The organism is Enterobacter sp. HNDS-6 (assembly GCF_039850505.1).
In the GTDB taxonomy this organism is placed as follows: domain Bacteria; phylum Pseudomonadota; class Gammaproteobacteria; order Enterobacterales; family Enterobacteriaceae; genus Enterobacter; species Enterobacter kobei.
The window spans coordinates 2,771,299-2,789,922 of record NZ_CP156673.1 but is presented as its reverse complement, the minus strand read 5'-3'; the positions used below and the strand labels follow the sequence as shown (position 1 = coordinate 2,789,922).

Sequence of the window (18,624 nt, the reverse complement as noted above, 5' to 3'; positions counted from 1 at the left end):
ATTATTCTTATCATTCCAACAGGAAGTGGAAAAATTATGTTTAACGCATCCGTAATTAAAGGATTAAAGACCGCGCTGTTTACTGCTGTTTTATTTTCAGCATCACACGCCAGTGCCGATATTGTTATTTCCGGCACCCGCATTGTTTACCCTGAGTCATCAAAAGACGTCATCGTTAACCTGGATAACCGTGGTGCAAAACCTCTGCTGGTTCAGTCCTGGCTGGACGACGGTCGCGACGAAAAAAGCCCCGAAGAACTTAAGCTCCCGTTCGTGATCACCCCGCCAGTTTCACGTATCGACCCTAAGCAAGGTCAGTCTCTGCGTATTACCTACATGGGTCATTCGCTGCCAAAAGACCGCGAATCGTTGTTCTGGTTTAACGTATTAGAAATTCCGCCAAAACCTAAAAATGCCAACGCCGAAAATACAAACCAGCTTCAGCTGGCGTTCCGTACCCGCATTAAATTCTTTTTCCGTCCAGACGGACTGAAAGGCTCAGCGCTGGAAGCCGCCGACCATGTCACCTGGACCATGAAGAAAGACGGCAACGGCGTCAGCCTCGTCGCCCATAACGAGTCCCCGTACAACGTAGCGATTTCAATGGTCAAACTTAAGTCGGGCCAAAAGACCTATGAGGTAGCCCACCAGTCTGTTCTGCCTTTCAGCGAGAAAGCCATGCTGGTCAAAGGATTAACCACCACCACAACCGGCAAAGTGGCATACGAAACAATTAACGATAACGGTGGGGTCGACAACCACGAAACCACGTTGAAGTAATTTGCCACCCGACAACATAACAATAGATAGCATGAGCTCTGCGGATATGTTTATCCGCACTGATAAATGGATGTGCCATGGTGTTCCGACGTTCTCTTTTATGCCTTGCGATCGGCACGGCATTCCCCTTACATGTTTGTGCAGACAGTCACGCAGCTAATGACACCGCGCAGGAAAACGAAGATGCGGTCGAATTTAACGAACAGTTTCTTCTCTCAAGAAGCACAAATATTGACGTAAGCCGCTTTGCGCATGGTAACCCGGTGGCGCCGGGTACGTACCGTACCAGGGTCAATTTAAACGGCACGTTAAAATCGACGGTTGACATTATCTTTAAAGATAACGGGACGCCGCGCGCGACACCCTGTATTACGAGGCTTTTGCTCTCGCAGTCCGGTGTGGATACCCGCGCACTCGGAGACGAGCTGGACGACGACGACAACGAGACCTGCATCGATGTAAAAAAATTCTATCCTGAAGCGTCGGTCAACTACGACAGTGCTAAGCAGGTGTTGAACCTCAACTTCCCGCAAATTTACGTGGTTAAGCGCCCGTTAGGCTATGTCGACCCGTCCCTTTGGGATAACGGCATTCCGGCGGCGCTTCTGTCTTACGATCTCAACGGCTGGCACAGCGAAAACAGCGGTTCAACCTCTGAAAGCGCCTATGCGGGCCTGCGCTATGGTCTCAACATGGGACCATGGCGCCTGCGATCGCGCGGCAGTCTGAACTGGGATAAAGACAACGGCACGCACTACAGCAGCCAGGATATTTATCTTCAGCGTGACATCACCTCTCTTGACGCGCAATGGGTACTCGGTGACTCCTTTACCAACGGAGAAGCCTTCGACTCCTTGAGCCTGCGCGGAACACGTCTGTATAGCGACGAACGTATGCTGCCAAACGGTTCAACGGGGTATGCACCGGTGATTCGCGGCGTGGCAAACAGCAATGCCAAAGTCAGCGTCACGCAGAGCGGCAATAAAATTTATGAGACCTCAGTGCCGCCGGGCGCGTTTGAGATCATCGATTTGAGCACCACGGGCTACGGTAACGATCTGCTGGTCACCATTGAAGAGGCGGACGGCAGCAAGCGCACGTTCACGGTGCCGTTCTCGTCCGTGACCCAGATGCTACGCCCTGGATCCTCACGCTGGGACGTTGGCATGGGTGAACTGAACGACGACTCGCTGATCGACAAGCCCCAGGTAGGCTACGGTACGCTCTACTACGGCCTCAACAATACCTTCACGGGCTATGCTGGCGCCCAGTACACCGACATGGACTTCTATGCAGGCATCCTCGGCCTGGCAATGAACACCCCCATCGGTGCTTTCGCGCTGGACATCACCCAGTCGCACGCGGATATCGAAGACCTGGGCACGCGCAGTGGGCAGAGTTATCGTCTGACATACAGTAAGCGCATTGAAGCCACGAACACCTCGTTCAACGTGGCGGCCTATCGCTTCTCTACCGAAGACTATCTGAGCCTGAACGATGCCGCGCAACTGCGTAACAGCATCAAACAGCAGAACTATGCCAACCGTAGCTATGAGTCAAATACGGCTCTTTACGATGACTACCAGCGTACTAAAAACCAGATCCAAATCAGCCTCAACCAGCCTCTGAGGGCGGCTGAAAAGGATTACGGTTCGCTGTACGTCAGCGGAACCTGGCAAGACTACTGGAACGGGGAAGGCTCTAACTCTAACTACAACGTGGGCTACAACAACAGCTTCGCCTACGGTAGCTATAGCCTGTCGTTACAGCGGACTTACGACCAGCGCGGTCAACAGGATGACAGCGTTTACCTCAGCCTGAGCGTGCCGCTGAGCGTCTTCTCGCAGGACAACTCGCGTTTAGCTGGGTTCTCGAACGTCAACATGGGCCTGCGTTCCGATCTTAAAGGCGGTACTAACTTCAACAGCTCCGCGAGTGGCAACACTCAGGATAACAAGGTCAGCTACTCAGTCAGTACGTCGTCCAGCAGCGGTAACTACGGCAACCTGAACCAAATCAGTGGTTATAGCTCGCTAAATAGCAGCTATGGTCCGCTCGGCGTTTCCGCCTCGTTTGGTGACGACAATAGCAAGCAGTTCTCCGCCTCTTACAGCGGCGGGATGGTCGCACACGCGGGCGGCATCGCCTTCGCACCGGGCAGCATTGGCGATAACGATGCCATCGCGGTAGTCAAGGCCAGCGGTGCGAAGGGCGCGGGTGTGGGCTACGGCGCAGGCACAATTGACGACTCGGGCTACGGCATTCTGCCGTATATGTCCGCGTATCGGGAAAACCGGGTTTCGCTGGATATCAGGACCCTCGAAAACGACGTTGAAGTGAAAAATACCACCACCACCACCGTACCGCGCAGCGGTTCTGTCGTGCTGGTGAATTTTGAAACCGACGAAGGACGTTCGGTCGTTCTTGAGCTTAAGCGTAACGATAACGGCTTTATTCCACTGGGCGCTGACGTGCTGAATGAAAAAAATGAATCGGTGGGTTCCGTGGGCCAGGCCGGTCAGGCCTATGTTCGCGGCATCGAGAACAGCGGCGTGCTCCGCGTGGTCTGGAGCGGTGACAAGGACGGCTCCTGCACCGTGCGCTATCAGCTGAAACCCGATTTAGAGAAAGCCGGGCTCATTACCCTCCTCAATAACCAAACATGTGAAATGTAATCCGGGAAATTAAGAGAAATCATATGAAAAAGATGCTTCTCAGCCTGTCTGTCATTGTCATGACAGCGCTGACGCTTTCAGGGACGGCACACAGTACCGATCTTACGGTTAACTTTACCGCCAACCTTCGTGAAACGACCTGTGATATGAAGCTGGTTGGCGGCTCAGGTTCCAATACCGAGCAGACGCTTAAAATCGGAGACTCACAGGGCAAAATCCGTCTCGACCAGGTGCAGGCCGGTACAGCGACAGCTGAATTCAAGCTGGCCATCGTTGAATGTCCGTCCTCGCTGAGCGACCTGAAAACCACGGTGAAGGGTACGCAGAACACCGATCTGTTAACGGGCGTAAGTAACTCGAAAACGACCGCCAGCGGCGGTGCAGATTATGCAGCCGTCACCATTGCACGTGCATCCGCCCCGGACGCACCGTTCACCATTAACTCAACCAACGATGCTCAGCGTCTGGTCTGGTCCGCGGCGGAAATCACCAGCAAGGAAATCCCCCTGGTGGCGACCCTGAAAGAAACCCAAACCGGCAAAATGACCACAGGCGATTTCGAAGCCATAGTGACGTTTGAATTCAGCTACGAATGATTTGTGCAGATAACGGAGCACTCAAATGAAATTTAACTCAACTTTACTCGCCCTGTCCGTTGCTGCCCTTTTCGCTACCGGCACGGCAAATGCAGCGATTACAGGCACCCCCAGCGCCAGACTAACCGTCCAGTCAACCATCACCGCTGGCACCTGTACGGCGAAAGTGACCAATAGCGCGGGCGCGGATGCCACTGAGGTGAACTTTGGTGATGTGTATAAAGCTGACCTGGAAAACAAAAGTCGCGTAGAACCGCTGAAAATCTCATTTACTGGCTGTGCAGGCGTGAAAAAAGCCATGGTGTCTGCGGCGTCCGGTACAGGCGGCTCATGCTCAGGTAATAACCTGGACGGGGACGCTTATGCCGCGGGCCAGAACACCGCCTTTGAGCTCTGGTCTGGCGCGGTGGATTCCGGCCTTCAACTGAACTGTAAGACGCCCCCCGCAGCGCAGGCGGTTACCATCACCAGCGGCGTGGGTGAGTTCCCGATGAACTCCCGTATCGTGATCGCGAAGGATAAGACCATCGCTGATGTGGGTACAGGCTCGGTAACTGCGCCTGTGACCTTCACCGTAACCTATCAGTAATACAGGAATTGTCATGCAACAATTACCGATTCTCTTTCGCCAGCCCGGTCTTGTGTTGCTTGTCGGCCTGGCTGGTGGGCTTTTACCTGACGTAGGCCGGGCAAATTCAGGCCTGGATACGAACATTACCGCCAACATTGTTAATAGCAGTTGTAAGGTAACCGTTGATAATGGAGGAGAAATCTATCTCCCCACGGTTATACGTAGTTGGTTTTATAACGCTGATGGTAGCGATCGCTATGTTCCTGGAGATGATGCAGGCGGTACAACTTTTAAGATTCATGTCGATGACTGCTATGGTGAAAGCGGCAACCCTGCAAAGCTGAATTTCAGCTTCTCTCCTCAATCAGGGTTCTGGCCGGGACAAAACCAGGTATTTAAAAGCGATGATACTGCTGCAGGAACGGCGAGAAACGTCGGCGTGGTGATTTTTTCCGGAAAAAATAAAGCCAACGTATTAAATAACGACGGAACGTCAAAAGTCGTTTACGACGTGAGTGGTGAGGGTTCCGCATATATAACGGATTATGAATTCTACGTCAGATATCAAAACACAGGCGTTGTTACTGGCGGGACGGTGACCAGCAAAATACGCGTTGACGTCACTTATGAATAATAACCAGAACAGGAAATGGATGAGAATGTTCAAAGAATTCACACACAGCCCCCTTATTAACGGTGCTGCGAAGGTTGCTTTAACCGGCCTGCTTTTCTCTTTTTGCCAGTCAGGTTGGGCGGGAGAATGCCGAATGGGTGATGGCTATGGCGGTACAACAAAACTGGTCAACTCTGAATACTCGGGGGCAACAATTCGCTTACCCGATCAGGGGGCGTATATCAATGAAATCTTTACCGTTAACCTGACGCCGGGCATCCAGATAAATTGTAGTCCGGTTAAGGGGAATGACGGCTACAATCTGATGGCGCAAACCAGCCCTGAACTACTGGCAGGCAGCAAGTACAATGAGGGCATGTTTGCGACCAATATCCCCGGCATCTATTACAGCGTGAAGGTTAAAACGTCCGACACCGGAATCGGCGGCCTTTTTGGAACGAATACTACCGGCTGGTATACGACAGCAGCATGGGGGCCAAATACACCGCTGGACGGTAAGTGGCTTAATACGTACATATTTCTCTACGTCGGTTATGACTACCAGGGTAACCCAAACAGGGAAACCGTTATAAAACCAAGAGCGGGTACCCTGGGGAAAATGTCGATAGGCGATCCCGCGGACAGCAATAACCAGCCCTGGACATTTACAGTAGATGAGAACTCATTCCAGATCCCCGTCGTATTGCCTACCTGTGATATCGTTATGCTGGGTAACGGCACGCACACGGTGGATCTGGGAGATTATTTTGTTTCCGACATCAGATACAAGCGCGTCAAAGACGTGCCTTTTAGCATAAATTTCAACAACTGCACCAGCGTGGCACGATATACCACTAAGCTCACGACAACCAAACTGACGGGTATAGACCATGACCTTCTCGGCAATACGCTTTCAACAGGGGCACAAGGTGCGGGCGTGAAGATCTTGTATAACAACGGGAACTCGCAGCTTATTCCCAATGATGCGAACTCGTCGTATGACATGACGGAAACAGGCGTCCCCACGTCGACGCAGATAAACTTTGTGGCCCAACTGATCGCAGATGGCAGCATGATCACCCCCGGCGCGTTTAGCGCTTCCGGCGTGTTCACCATCTCCTACAATTAATCCTACCCCTGCGGCTGATTGCTGATCAGCCGCGACATCGTCTCCAGCGAATCCGTTCTTAAGATATAGAGGCGTTTCAGTAAGAACGGATTATCCCCCGGCTTGACCTTCCCTTTCACCGTCGTTACCGCCAGATGAAAACCGGCGTCGTTCGCTGCCTTGATCGCTTTATTGTCATAGCCGCCAAACGGGTAAGAAAGGTACAGCACGCGCGGGTTGAACTGCGACAGCGCACGGCGGGAACGTTCAAAATCGAACAGGATCACGTGATAGCTGCGGCTCAATAAAATCGGGTGTTTATACCCATCCACGCGATGCAGGAAGTGAGTGTGAGACTGAATGTCGAACACGTCCTGTATGCCCTTAATTTCCTGAACGCTCATAAACTGCAGCGATTTTGGGTCCCACTTCTGCGGATGACCTTTGATGCGTGACGAAATAATAAACGCCGTCGCGTTGAAGCCATATTCTTTCAAAATCGGGTAAGCGTAACGGCTCACCGACTTCAGCCCATCGTCAAACGTAATCACCACCGCCTTCGCAGGCAGGTTCATCTTGTTACGCACGTAGCCTTCCAGCTGGTACATCGTCAGCGTCGCGTATCCCTGATCGCGAAGCCAGGTCATCTGGTTGCTGAACGCACGTACGCTGGTGGTCGTGGAGGTATGGCGAAAACGGGTGTTTTCTTCGTCGCGCAGAATATGGTGGTAGGTGAGAACCGGGATGCCGTTATCTTCCTGCGCATCCAGGCTGCTGATCCACGCCAGGCGATTGCCAATGCGGATTTGATACCACGTCTGATTCAGACGGTCTTTGAGCTTATTCAGAATGGGGTAACGCAGGTTGGCACTAAGGGTGCCAAAGGGCGCACTTCCGCTACTGGGCGCGTTATAGACGGGCGTATCTTTCCAGGTGATGAGGTTTTGGTTACTGAGCGGCTTATTCAGATCCCCCAGACTGTCCTCTACACGCTGCTTTCCCTGCACGTTTTCAAGGTGCGCTTTATCAATAAACCCCGTGCCGAACCCGAAGCGAAATTCATAATAATCCGCCGCGGCGGGAAAGACCGCGAGGATCTGCCCGGCGCGCACATTGCCCACGTTAACCACGTCGTTACCCACCTGGGCCCAGATGGCTGCATCCTCAGTGGTTTGCATATAGTGAGCAGGGAGACCTTGCTGACTCACCAGGCTGGCAGACGCCCCACCGGACACCAGCAGCAAAAGGATAAAGATAACGCGCATGAACATAGGATATAAATCGACACGGAAAATCAGTCGCCATTGTAGCAAAAGCGACATCAATACCAATGTTTAATGTTTATACAGATCGTGAAGCAGAACGAAAGGCGGGTTCTTCTGCTGCTGGTGCCACAAGCTGCTCACCCCAGGCATGCCCTCCCCCACAATGGCGTGACGAAACTCCGCGCTGCTTAATGAGGCGCGAAGGGGATACATGGCTTCGAGTAAAGGCAGACTGATACCGGAGATCACTTCACAATTATCGTGCTTGTGGCTCAGCAACGCGGCGGCCCGATAAGGTGCAGCGCCTGATTTATCCGTCAGAAAAATTACCCCGTCGCCGGTGTCTGTTTCATGCAGCGCATCGCACATCATCCGGCTGAGCATGTTGGTGCTTAACCCACGCCAGTAATTAACCGCCCGGCATTGCACCAGCGGACCCAATCTGGCCTCAAGCTTGTCCAGCATTTCCTGCGCCTGTTCATCGTGGCAGGTGATAACCCATCCCAGCATAACTCTCTCCTTAGCAGGCAAGTAGTTTAGCGGAGTGAAGGTTAGCTTACGGTGATAACTGTCAAAGAAAGCGCCCGGCAAACAGAGCGTCGCCGGGCAAAAGGTTAGCTGCGAAGACCGCGACCGCGCTGAATCAGATACCAGCACAGCAGGTAGAACGCGACAATGAATACCCCCAGCACCGCCACCGTCGTAAACAGCGGTACATCGGTAATACCGAGGAAGCCAAAGCGGAAGCCGCTGATCATGTAGACGATCGGGTTCAGGTGCGACAGCGCCTGCCAGAAGGGCGGCAGCAGCGTCAGGGAGTAGAAAACCCCGCCGAGGTAGGTGAGCGGCGTCAGCACGAAGGTCGGGATCAGGCTGATGTCGTCAAACGTTTTGGCGAATACCGCGTTCAGCAGACCGGCCAGCGAGAACAGGATTGCCGTCAGAAGCAGCGTCAGCGCGACAAATAGCCAGGAGTGGACCTGGAACGGGACGAAGAACAGCGAAATCGCCGTCACCAGGATCCCCACGCACAAACCGCGCGCTACGCCGCCGCCCACGTACCCGGCGATAATCACATGCGTCGGCACGGGTGCCACCAGCAGCTCTTCAATATTGCGCTGAAATTTGGCGCTAAAGAACGACGACGCCACATTCGCGTAGGCGTTGGTGATCACCGCCATCATGATCAGACCCGGCACGATAAATTGCATATAGGTAAAACCGTGCATCTCACCAATCCGGGAACCAATCAGATTACCGAAGATGATGAAATAGAGCGTCATGGTGATCACCGGTGGCACCAGGGTTTGCACCCAGATACGCATAAAGCGGTTAATCTCTTTCGCCCAGATGCTTTTCAGCGCGACCCAATAAAGATGCGTCATGCCTTGTCTCCTTGTTTATCCTGCACCAGAGAGACAAACAGCTCTTCCAGTCGGTTCGCTTTGTTACGCATACTTAAAACCTGAATCCCCTGCGCGCTCAGCTGAGAGAACACGCTGTTGATCCCCTGCTCGCGCAGCACTTCCACTTCCAGCGTCGAGGTATCCACCAGACGATACTGGTACCCTTCCAGCTTCGGCAGCGGGCTTTTTGCCGCCAGGTCGAGGATAAAGGTTTCTGATTTCAGCTTGGAAAGCAGGTTTTTCATCGAGGTGTTTTCCACCAGCTCGCCGTGCTGAATGATGCCGATGTTGCGGCACAGCATTTCAGCCTCTTCCAGATAGTGGGTAGTCAGAATAATGGTGGTGCCTTTATCGTTCAGATCCTTCAGGAAGCCCCACATCGAGCGGCGCAGTTCGATATCCACACCCGCGGTCGGTTCATCGAGGATCAGCAGTTTTGGCTCATGCATCAGCGCACGGGCAATCATCAGGCGGCGTTTCATCCCGCCGGACAACATCCGCGCACGTTCGTTACGTTTTTCCCACAGGTCGAGCTGCTTCAGGTACTTTTCGCTGCGCTCCAGCGCCTCTTTGCGCTCAACGCCGTAATAACCCGCCTGGTTAACGACGATCTGCTGCACCGTCTCGAACGGGTTGAAGTTGAACTCCTGCGGTACCAGCCCCAGCTGGCGTTTGGCGTTAACCACATCTTTTTGCAGATCGTATCCGAACACGCTAACGCGGCCGGAGGTTTTGTTCACCAGCGAGCTGATGATCCCGATGGTGGTAGATTTCCCTGCCCCATTCGGCCCCAGAAGCGCGTAAAAATCCCCGGCCTCTACTTTAAGATCTATCCCGCGTAGCGCCTGAACGCCACCCGAATAGGTTTTTTTAAGCTGCTCAAGCTCCAGTGCAATTGCCATGAATTTAACTTACCTTCAGTTCTTACACACGTTGTGTGGTTTCATTAAAAGTCGGGTTACCCTATAGTAGCGCAACGCAATTACTTGGTTACAGGTCGCTAACCTCCATGAACGACATAGATACACTCATTAGCAACAATGCACTATGGTCAAAAATGCTGGTGGAGGAAGACCCCGGATTTTTTGGAAAACTCGCACAAGCCCAGAACCCGCGCTTTCTCTGGATTGGCTGTTCCGACAGCCGCGTGCCGGCGGAACGTCTGACTGGCCTTGAGCCAGGAGAACTGTTTGTTCACCGTAATGTCGCCAACCTGGTGATTCACACCGATCTCAACTGCCTGTCTGTGGTTCAGTATGCCGTTGACGTTCTGGAAGTCGAGCACATCATTATTTGTGGCCACTACGGCTGCGGCGGCGTGCAGGCGGCGGTTGAAAACCCGGAACTGGGATTGATTGATAACTGGCTGCTGCACATCCGCGATATCTGGTTCAAACATAGCTCACTGCTGGGCGAAATGCCGCAGGAGCGTCGCATGGACACCCTGTGCGAACTCAACGTGATGGAGCAGGTGTATAACCTTGGGCATTCGACCATCATGCAGTCAGCGTGGAAACGCGGGCAGAAGGTCTCTATCCACGGCTGGGCGTACGGTATTCACGATGGTCTGCTGCGCAATCTGGAAGTCACCGCCACCAACCGCGAAACGCTGGAACAGCGTTACCGCTCAGGAATTGCCAACCTCAAGCTTAAGCATGTGAACCACAAATAAGTGCACGTTAAAAAGCCGGGTGGCGCCGAGGTAAAAGCAAAACGGCAACCAGGTTGCCGTTTTTTGGGTTTGCTCCCTCTCCCTGTGGGAGAGGGCCGGGGTGAGGGCATCAGGCCGCACCCAACTCGTTTACTCGTCCAGTAATACCACTTTTCCCACATACGGCAGATGACGATAACGCTGTGCGTAGTCGATGCCGTAACCCACCACGAATTCGTCCGGAATGGAGAAACCGACAAACTCTACCGGGACCTGCACTTCGCGACGGTCAGGTTTATCCAGCAGCGTACAAATTGCCAGTGATTTCGGCTCGCGCAGGCTCAGGATCTCGCGCACTTTAGAGAGCGTGTTACCGGAGTCGATAATATCCTCCACGATCAACACGTCTTTGCCACGAATATCTTCATCCAGATCTTTCAGGATTTTCACATCACGGGTTGTGGACATGCCGCTGCCGTAGCTGGAGGCGGTCATAAAATCGACCTCGTGAGGCACCTGCACTTCACGGCACAGGTCCGCCATGAACATGAAAGAGCCACGCAACAGACCAACCAGCACCATTTCGCTGCCGCTGTCCTTGTAATGTTCGGTGATTTGACGACCCAGTTCGGCGATACGCGCTTTGATCTCGGCTTCCGGGATCATCACTTCAACAGTATGTTTCATATTACTAACCATATGATTTTAATGAAAATCTCTCAATGCAGATGAACTCACTTCAGGCATTGATACGCAAGCCAGCCATTATATCAGCAAATGGATAAGCCTGGCGTATGAGTTATAAAAAGCAAATATTGTGATTCCGATCACACTTGTTAATACCTATAATTAGTTGCTAGCAAATTATTAACAAAAACTGACGAGTACACTTTCTATGGCTGAAACACACTCTAAACAGCCGCGTCTACTGGTGACACTAACAGCGTTATTCGCCGCCTTCTGCGGCCTGTACCTGTTAATCGGTGGCGTCTGGCTGGTCGCGATCGGCGGCTCCTGGTACTACCCAATCGCGGGCCTGGTTATGCTTGGCGTAACCGTCCTGCTCTGGCGTAGAAAACAATCTGCACTGTGGCTGTATGCAGTTTTACTCCTCGCAACCATGATCTGGGGCGTCTGGGAAGTCGGCTTCGACTTCTGGGCACTGACGCCGCGCAGCGACATCCTGGTCTTCTTCGGTATCTGGCTGATCCTGCCGTTCGTCTGGCGTCGCCTGATTGTGCCATCCAGCGGAGCCGTTGCGGCACTGGTCGTGGCGCTGCTGATCAGCGGCGGTATCCTGACCTGGGCCGGCTTTAACGACCCGCAGGAGATCAACGGTACGCTGAACACGGAAGCCACCCCTGCTGCGGCCATTTCTCAGGTTGCGGATGGCGACTGGCCAGCCTACGGGCGTAACCAGGAAGGCCAACGCTACTCTCCACTCAAGCAGATCAACGCCGACAACGTTAAAAATCTGAAGGAAGCCTGGGTATTCCGCACCGGCGACCTGAAGATGCCAAACGATCCGGGCGAACTGACCAACGAAGTGACGCCAATTAAAGTGGGCAACATGCTCTACCTGTGTACGGCGCACCAGCGCCTGTTCGCGCTCGACGCGGCCACCGGTAAAGAGAAATGGCACTTCGATCCACAGCTGAACTCCAACCCGTCGTTCCAGCACGTTACCTGCCGCGGTGTCTCTTACCATGAAGCGCGTGCCGATAATGCCAGCCCGGAAGTCATTGCCGACTGTCCGCGCCGCATTATGCTGCCGGTCAACGATGGTCGTCTGTTCGCTATCAACGCAGAAACCGGCAAGCTGTGCGAAACCTTCGCCAACAAAGGTATCCTGAATCTGCAGACCAACATGCCGGACACCACGCCGGGTCTGTATGAACCGACTTCTCCGCCAATCATCACCGATAAAACCATCGTGATTGCCGGTTCGGTGACGGATAACTTCTCCACGCGTGAAACCTCGGGCGTGATCCGCGGCTTCGACGTGAATACCGGTAAACTGCTGTGGGCCTTCGACCCGGGCGCGAAAGATCCTAACGCGATTCCGTCAGACGAACACACGTTTACCTTCAACTCGCCAAACTCCTGGGCGCCTGCCGCGTATGACGCGAAGCTGGACCTGGTGTACCTGCCGATGGGTGTGACCACGCCAGATATCTGGGGCGGTAACCGTACGCCGGAGCAGGAGCGCTATGCGAGCGCCATCGTGGCGCTGAACGCGACGACCGGTAAGCTGGCATGGAGCTACCAGACCGTTCACCACGATCTGTGGGATATGGATATGCCGTCCCAGCCGACGCTGGCCGACATTACCGTTAACGGCAAAACCGTTCCGGTGATTTACGCTCCGGCCAAGACGGGCAACATCTTCGTGCTGGATCGCAGCAACGGCAAGCTGGTTGTGCCTGCGCCGGAAAAACCGGTTCCGCAGGGCGCGGCGAAAGGCGACTACGTCTCTAAAACGCAGCCGTTCTCTGACCTGAGCTTCCGTCCGAAGAAAGACCTGAGCGGGGCAGACATGTGGGGTGCCACCATGTTTGACCAGCTGGTATGCCGCGTGATGTTCCATCAGCTGCGCTATGAAGGCATCTTCACACCACCTTCTGAGCAGGGCACGCTGGTCTTCCCGGGTAACCTGGGGATGTTCGAATGGGGCGGTATTTCCGTCGACCCGAACCGTCAGGTTGCTATCGCCAACCCAATGGCGCTGCCGTTCGTTTCCCGCCTGATCCCACGCGGTCCGGGCAACCCAATGGAGCAGCCGAAAGATGCGAAAGGCAGCGGTACCGAAGCCGGTATCCAGCCGCAGTACGGCGTACCGTATGGCGTGACCCTGAACCCGTTCCTGTCACCGTTTGGTCTGCCGTGTAAACAGCCTGCCTGGGGTTACATCTCCGGTCTGGATCTGAAAACCAACCAGATTGTGTGGAAAAAACGTATTGGTACGCCACAGGACAGCATGCCGTTCCCGATGCCGGTTCCGGTGCCGTTCAATATGGGTATGCCAATGCTGGGTGGCCCAATCTCTACCGCCGGTAACGTGCTGTTCATCGCGGCAACCGCAGATAACTACCTGCGCGCGTACAACATGACCAACGGTGAGAAACTGTGGCAAGGCCGTCTGCCTGCGGGTGGACAGGCAACGCCGATGACCTATGAAGTGAATGGCAAGCAGTACGTTGTCATCTCTGCGGGTGGTCACGGTTCGTTTGGCACGAAGATGGGCGACTATATCGTCGCGTATGCGCTGCCTGACGACGCAAGGTAAAAGCAAAACGGCAACGAAAGTTGCCGTTTTTAGTGTCTGTTCCCTCTCCCCGTGGGAGAGGGTCAGGGTGAGGGCATCAGGCCGCACCAGCGAAAAGTAGGCCGGGTAAGGCGAAGCCGCCACCCGGCTTTTTTTATACGGTAAAACCGAGCATCATCCCCGTATCTTCATGCTCCAGCAGATGGCAATGCGCCATGTAGGCAAACTCCTTCGGCGCGTCGTGGTCAAACTTCACCAGCACCTCGCTCACGCCGCCCTCCACTCTCACGGTGTCCTTCCAGCCTGCGCGATGCGCATCCGGCGCGTTGCCGTTCTCAGAAAGAATGCGGAACTGCGTGCCGTGGATGTGGAACGGGTGCAGCATCATGTCGCCTTCGCCTGAAATCACCCAGCGCTCAAACTGCCCTTTTGTAGCGGCAAACATCGGCGTGTTCATATCAAACGATTTACCGTTGATCTTATTGGCGTTGTGGAAATCAAAGCCATGGCCGCCATGATCCATGCCGCCCATTTTGCCGTGGTCCATATTCATATGGCCCATCATCTGACCGTGATGCATTCCCGCCATTGCCTGATTGCCATACTTCTTCATCAGCGCCTGCATGCCCATCATGTCGAGCATCGGGTCCATGGAGAGCTGAAGCTTGCGTTGCGTGAGCCCGTCAAGCGACGGGAGTGCAGGCAGCGTGGTTAAAGTATCCGGCAGCGTGCCCGACGCGGTAACCAGTAACGGCTGAATGCGTAACACTGGATGCGGCTTATCAAATGGCGCAACCGCCATCCCCATCTGGCTGACCGGGAGGGTCACCAGGTCAAACGCCTTGCCGTCGCTGATATCCACCAGCACCTCAAAGCGCTCCCCCATGAGCATCGGCAGCGCATCCACTTTAACTGGCTCGGGCAGAAGCCCCCCGTCGCTGGCGACCACGTACAAAGGGCGTTTATCACTGGTCGCAAAATTAAGGGAACGCGCATTACAGCCGTTAAGCAGACGTAAACGCAGCCAGCCTTTTGGCGCGGCGTGCTGAGGGTAAATCGCACCGTTGGTCAGCAGCGTATCCCCGAACCAGCCGACCGCCGCGCTCATGACGTCCAGCTGGTAGTCAATCTGCCCGTCTGCGGTGAATTTTTTGTCCTGCACAATCACCGGCACATCATCGATGCCCCACTGTTTCGGCAGACGCAGCAGGCGGCTTTCATCGTCTTCAATCAGCACCAGCCCGGCCAGCCCCATCGCCACCTGATGGCCGGTTTTGCCATGCTGATGCGGATGGAACCAGCAGGTCGCCGCACGCTGCTCGGGCGTAAAAGTCACGCGACGTTTACCACCGGCCTTGATAATGCCCTGTGGTCCACCGTCGACTTCACCCGGCACTTCCAGCCCGTGCCAGTGGAGCGTCGTCTCTTCTGCGAGCGTGTTGTGGATATCCACCGTCACCGCTTTCCCTTTACGTAGCTGAAGCGCCGGACCGAGCAAATTGCCGTTATAGCCCCACGTCGTGGCGTTGTGCCCGCCAAAGGATGTTTGACCGGACTGAACAACGAGCTGGATACGGCTACGGGCGTCAGCGGTCAGTAAATCAGGGATGGGTAAGGCAGGTCTTTCAGCCGCGAAAACGGCGCGGCTCCAGAGTGGTAGTGCGCTGGCAGCCCCCAGCGCAACGGAATATTTTAAAAAATCACGACGTTGCATGTTCATTTCCTTATTTCCAGCAGGCGATCTTTTGAGCATAAACCCTCCCCTTACCGGAAGGTCAAGTCGGGCGGCAATAATAAAGATCGTCGCACTGGCATCAAGTATGCTAACGTTAATTTTCCGTGAAGAAGTGGTAGAAGCAATGAAGACGTTTTTCAGGACAATTTTGTTCGGTAGCCTGATGGCAATGTGTGCGAACAGCTATGCGCTCAGTGAAAATGAAGCGGAAGATATGGCCGACCTGACGGCGGTTTTTGTATTCCTGAAAAATGATTGTGGCTACCAGAATTTACCCAACGGGCAAATTCGCCGTGCGCTGGTCTTTTTCGCCCAGCAGAACCAATGGGATCTCAGCAACTACGACAGCTTTGACATGAAGGCGCTCGGTGAAGACAGTTACCGTGACTTGAGCGGTATTGGCATTCCCACGGCTAAAAAATGCAAAGCGCTGGCTCGCGATTCACTCAGCCTGCTCGCCTACGTGAAATAATCTTCCCGACGCCCCCTGTTCACCCTATAACCGTGCAACCATGGTTATAGTTAGCTATCATGTTTCGCTCATTTTTTATGAGTGTTACGGATGTTAACAAAGGAGGAGTCCGCGTATGGCCGACCACACGTTGTGGCATGAAACACTGCATGACCAGTTTGGTCAGTATTTTGCCGTTGATAACGTGCTCTATCATGAGAAAACCGATCACCAGGATCTCATCATCTTTGAGAATGCCGCTTTTGGCCGCGTCATGGCACTGGATGGCGTAGTACAAACGACCGAGCGTGACGAGTTTATCTATCACGAGATGATGACCCACGTTCCGCTGCTGGCGCACGGGCACGCGAAACACGTTCTGATTATCGGCGGTGGCGACGGCGCAATGCTGCGTGAAGTGTCCCGTCATCAATCGATTGAAACCATTACGATGGTCGAGATCGACGCGGGTGTGGTCTCTTTCTGCCGTCAGTACCTGCCCAACCACAATGCCGGTAGCTATGACGATCCGCGGTTTAACCTGGTGATTGACGACGGCGTTAACTTCGTTAACCAGACCTCGCAGACCTTTGACGTCATTATCTCCGACTGCACCGACCCTATCGGCCCGGGTGCATCGCTGTTTACCTCCTCGTTCTACGAAGGCTGTAAGCGCTGCCTGAACCCTGGCGGGATCTTTGTCGCACAAAACGGCGTCTGCTTCCTGCAGCAGGATGAAGCGCTCGACAGCCATCGCAAGCTCAGCACCTATTTTTCTGACGTCAGCTTCTATCAGGCGGCCATTCCTACCTATTACGGCGGGATCATGACCTTTGCCTGGGCGACGGATAACGACGTGCTGCGCCACCTCTCGACTGAAATTATTCAGGCCCGCTTCCATCAGGCTGGGCTCACATGCCGCTACTACAACCCGGCAATTCATACCGCCGCGTTTGCGCTGCCGCAGTACCTGCAAGACGCATTATCCACTAAGGGGGTGAGCTAATTGAAAAAGCTTAAACTGCATGGCTTTAACAACCTGACCAAAAGCCTGAGTTTTTGTATTTACGATATCTGCTATGCCAAAACAGCGGAAGAACGCGATGGTTACATCGCCTATATCGACGAACTCTACAACGCCAACCGTCTGACCGAGATCCTGACAGAAACCTGTTCAATCATTGGCGCCAACATCCTGAACATTGCGCGTCAGGATTACGAACCCCAGGGTGCCAGCGTGACCATTCTGGTCAGCGAAGAGCCGGTCGACCCGAAGCTTATCGACAAAACGGAGCATCCGGGCCCGCTGCCGGAAGTGGTCGTCGCGCACCTCGATAAAAGCCATATCTGCGTGCACACCTATCCGGAGAGCCACCCGGAAGGTGGGCTGTGTACTTTCCGGGCTGACATAGAAGTGTCGACCTGTGGCGTGATTTCCCCGCTGAACGCGCTGAACTATTTAATCCACCAGCTGGAATCGGACATCGTGACCATTGATTATCGCGTGCGCGGCTTTACCCGCGATATCAACGGGATGAAGCACTTCATCGACCATGAGATCAACTCCATCCAGAACTTTATGTCTGACGACATGAAGTCGCTGTATGACATGATGGATGTGAACGTGTATCAGGAAAACATCTTCCATACCAAGATGTTACTTAAGGAGTTTGACCTTAAGCACTACATGTTCCACACCCGACCAGAAGATTTGAGCGAAGACGAGCGCAAGGCCATTACCGACCTGCTCTGGAAAGAGATGCGCGAAATCTACTACGGCCGCAATATTCCTGCCGTGTAACACGCATGCAAACGGATAAAGAAGGAAAAGCGATGATTTTTCCTTCTTTATTATTTTGTTTGTTTCTTAAACCGGCGTTTGTGCCAGTATCATCGCCGCTTCCGTACGATTTCTGACACCCAGTTGACGAAACAAGGCATGGAGATGATTCTTAACCGTTCCTTCCGCAATCCCCAGCACACGACAAATTTGTTTATTACTGTGTCCCTGCACAACAAGATGCAGGATCTCGCGCTGCCGGGGTGAGAGTGTGCGCAAAGGGGGCGGGGAATTATGCATTCGTATTAATTTATGCTCACGCAGGCAACTATCCGGTAAATATATTCTCCCTTGCCGCACCCATTCGATCGCCTGCAATAACTCTTCCGACTCCATTTTCTTTGTCAAAATCCCGGCAGCGCCATTCTCCAAAAAATAAATCGGGTTTACATTATCCAGCCGTGAAAAGTTCATCAACACGAAAACATGATCCGCCTGTGATGTTAACTGCGTTAATAATGCTATTTTTTTCTCAATCTCGTAATCAGCATCCAGAATAATAATATCAGCCCGGTTTTTTATTAAACCTTTCCAGACCTCATCTTCGCTATGTGCTGCTGTGATATGTAGTGCGGGCGCAAGTTCAGCCCAACGGCATCGGATGCCATGAATGAACAGCGGCAATTCATCATAAATAAGTATATTCATTGTCGTCCCACTTAAATAAT

18 protein-coding genes are annotated in these 18,624 nt (G+C 53.5%); 11 read left to right on the top strand and 7 right to left on the bottom strand.

Annotated elements, in window-relative coordinates:
• The first annotated feature begins 36 nt into the window (after positions 1-36).
• From ABFI50_RS13025 to ABFI50_RS13000, 6 genes are all read left to right on the top strand, one after another.
• Positions 37-780, top strand: coding sequence for a fimbrial chaperone (locus tag ABFI50_RS13025; protein ID WP_045269066.1), 744 nt, complete (start codon positions 37-39; stop codon positions 778-780).
• A 77-nt stretch (positions 781-857) separates the two neighbouring features.
• A complete protein-coding gene (locus tag ABFI50_RS13020) occupies positions 858-3,455 on the top strand; it encodes an outer membrane usher protein (RefSeq protein ID WP_347484206.1) in 2,598 nt (865 codons plus the stop codon).
• A 23-nt stretch (positions 3,456-3,478) separates the two neighbouring features.
• On the top strand, positions 3,479-4,051 hold the full coding sequence (locus tag ABFI50_RS13015) for a fimbrial protein (RefSeq protein WP_023332110.1): 573 nt from the start codon (positions 3,479-3,481) through the stop codon (positions 4,049-4,051).
• A gap of 25 nt (positions 4,052-4,076) precedes the next feature.
• On the top strand, positions 4,077-4,640 hold the full coding sequence (locus ABFI50_RS13010; protein WP_032637488.1) for a fimbrial protein: 564 nt from the start codon (positions 4,077-4,079) through the stop codon (positions 4,638-4,640).
• 13 nt (positions 4,641-4,653) lie between these two features.
• Positions 4,654-5,256, top strand: a complete 603-nt coding sequence (locus ABFI50_RS13005; protein WP_047344015.1) for a fimbrial-like protein — start codon at positions 4,654-4,656, stop codon at positions 5,254-5,256.
• Positions 5,257-5,281: 25 nt separating this feature from the next.
• The gene (locus ABFI50_RS13000) at positions 5,282-6,364 is read left to right on the top strand and encodes a fimbrial protein (RefSeq protein WP_347484204.1); all 1,083 of its coding nucleotides are present in this window, start codon (positions 5,282-5,284) and stop codon (positions 6,362-6,364) included.
• Between the two features lie 2 nt (positions 6,365-6,366).
• Here ABFI50_RS13000 and ABFI50_RS12995 read toward each other — a convergent pair whose 3' ends face one another.
• From ABFI50_RS12995 to ABFI50_RS12980, 4 genes are all read right to left on the bottom strand, one after another.
• The gene (locus ABFI50_RS12995) at positions 6,367-7,614 is read right to left on the bottom strand and encodes a polysaccharide deacetylase family protein (protein ID WP_047344016.1); all 1,248 of its coding nucleotides are present in this window, start codon (positions 7,612-7,614) and stop codon (positions 6,367-6,369) included.
• 63 nt (positions 7,615-7,677) lie between these two features.
• A complete protein-coding gene (locus ABFI50_RS12990) occupies positions 7,678-8,118 on the bottom strand; it encodes a PTS sugar transporter subunit IIA (protein ID WP_014882589.1) in 441 nt (146 codons plus the stop codon).
• 104 nt (positions 8,119-8,222) lie between these two features.
• Positions 8,223-8,993 carry an ABC transporter permease gene (locus tag ABFI50_RS12985; RefSeq protein ID WP_023332106.1) on the bottom strand — a complete coding sequence of 257 codons (771 nt, stop codon included), beginning with the start codon at positions 8,991-8,993 and terminating at the stop codon, positions 8,223-8,225.
• Complete coding sequence (locus ABFI50_RS12980; protein WP_023332105.1) at positions 8,990-9,916, bottom strand: ABC transporter ATP-binding protein; 927 nt, start codon at positions 9,914-9,916, stop codon at positions 8,990-8,992. Before ABFI50_RS12980 ends, ABFI50_RS12985 begins: the two co-directional genes overlap by 4 nt.
• Before the next feature lie 107 nt (positions 9,917-10,023).
• On the opposite strand from ABFI50_RS12980, the gene can reads away from it, so the two are divergent.
• Positions 10,024-10,686, top strand: coding sequence for a carbonate dehydratase (can, locus tag ABFI50_RS12975; RefSeq protein ID WP_014882586.1), 663 nt, complete (start codon positions 10,024-10,026; stop codon positions 10,684-10,686).
• A gap of 129 nt (positions 10,687-10,815) precedes the next feature.
• On the opposite strand, the gene hpt is transcribed toward can, so the two are convergent.
• Positions 10,816-11,352 carry a hypoxanthine phosphoribosyltransferase gene (gene hpt, locus ABFI50_RS12970; RefSeq protein WP_014882585.1) on the bottom strand — a complete coding sequence of 179 codons (537 nt, stop codon included), beginning with the start codon at positions 11,350-11,352 and terminating at the stop codon, positions 10,816-10,818.
• A gap of 208 nt (positions 11,353-11,560) precedes the next feature.
• On the opposite strand from hpt, the gene ABFI50_RS12965 reads away from it, so the two are divergent.
• Positions 11,561-13,951, top strand: coding sequence for a glucose/quinate/shikimate family membrane-bound PQQ-dependent dehydrogenase (locus tag ABFI50_RS12965; protein WP_014882584.1), 2,391 nt, complete (start codon positions 11,561-11,563; stop codon positions 13,949-13,951).
• A 133-nt stretch (positions 13,952-14,084) separates the two neighbouring features.
• On the opposite strand, the gene cueO is transcribed toward ABFI50_RS12965, so the two are convergent.
• A complete protein-coding gene (gene cueO, locus ABFI50_RS12960) occupies positions 14,085-15,644 on the bottom strand; it encodes a multicopper oxidase CueO (protein ID WP_045281039.1) in 1,560 nt (519 codons plus the stop codon).
• A 145-nt stretch (positions 15,645-15,789) separates the two neighbouring features.
• On the opposite strand from cueO, the gene ABFI50_RS12955 reads away from it, so the two are divergent.
• From ABFI50_RS12955 to speD, 3 genes are all read left to right on the top strand, one after another.
• Positions 15,790-16,137: a YacC family pilotin-like protein gene (locus tag ABFI50_RS12955; RefSeq protein ID WP_014882582.1), complete on the top strand. Its 348-nt coding sequence runs from the start codon at positions 15,790-15,792 to the stop codon at positions 16,135-16,137.
• A gap of 115 nt (positions 16,138-16,252) precedes the next feature.
• Positions 16,253-17,122, top strand: coding sequence for a polyamine aminopropyltransferase (speE, locus tag ABFI50_RS12950; protein ID WP_014882581.1), 870 nt, complete (start codon positions 16,253-16,255; stop codon positions 17,120-17,122).
• Complete coding sequence (gene speD, locus ABFI50_RS12945) at positions 17,123-17,917, top strand: adenosylmethionine decarboxylase (RefSeq protein WP_014882580.1); 795 nt, start codon at positions 17,123-17,125, stop codon at positions 17,915-17,917. It abuts the gene before it with no gap.
• Between the two features lie 66 nt (positions 17,918-17,983).
• Here speD and ABFI50_RS12940 read toward each other — a convergent pair whose 3' ends face one another.
• Entirely contained in the window at positions 17,984-18,604 is a 621-nt protein-coding gene (locus ABFI50_RS12940) for a response regulator transcription factor (protein ID WP_014882579.1), read from the bottom strand.
• Positions 18,605-18,624: the final 20 nt, after the last annotated feature.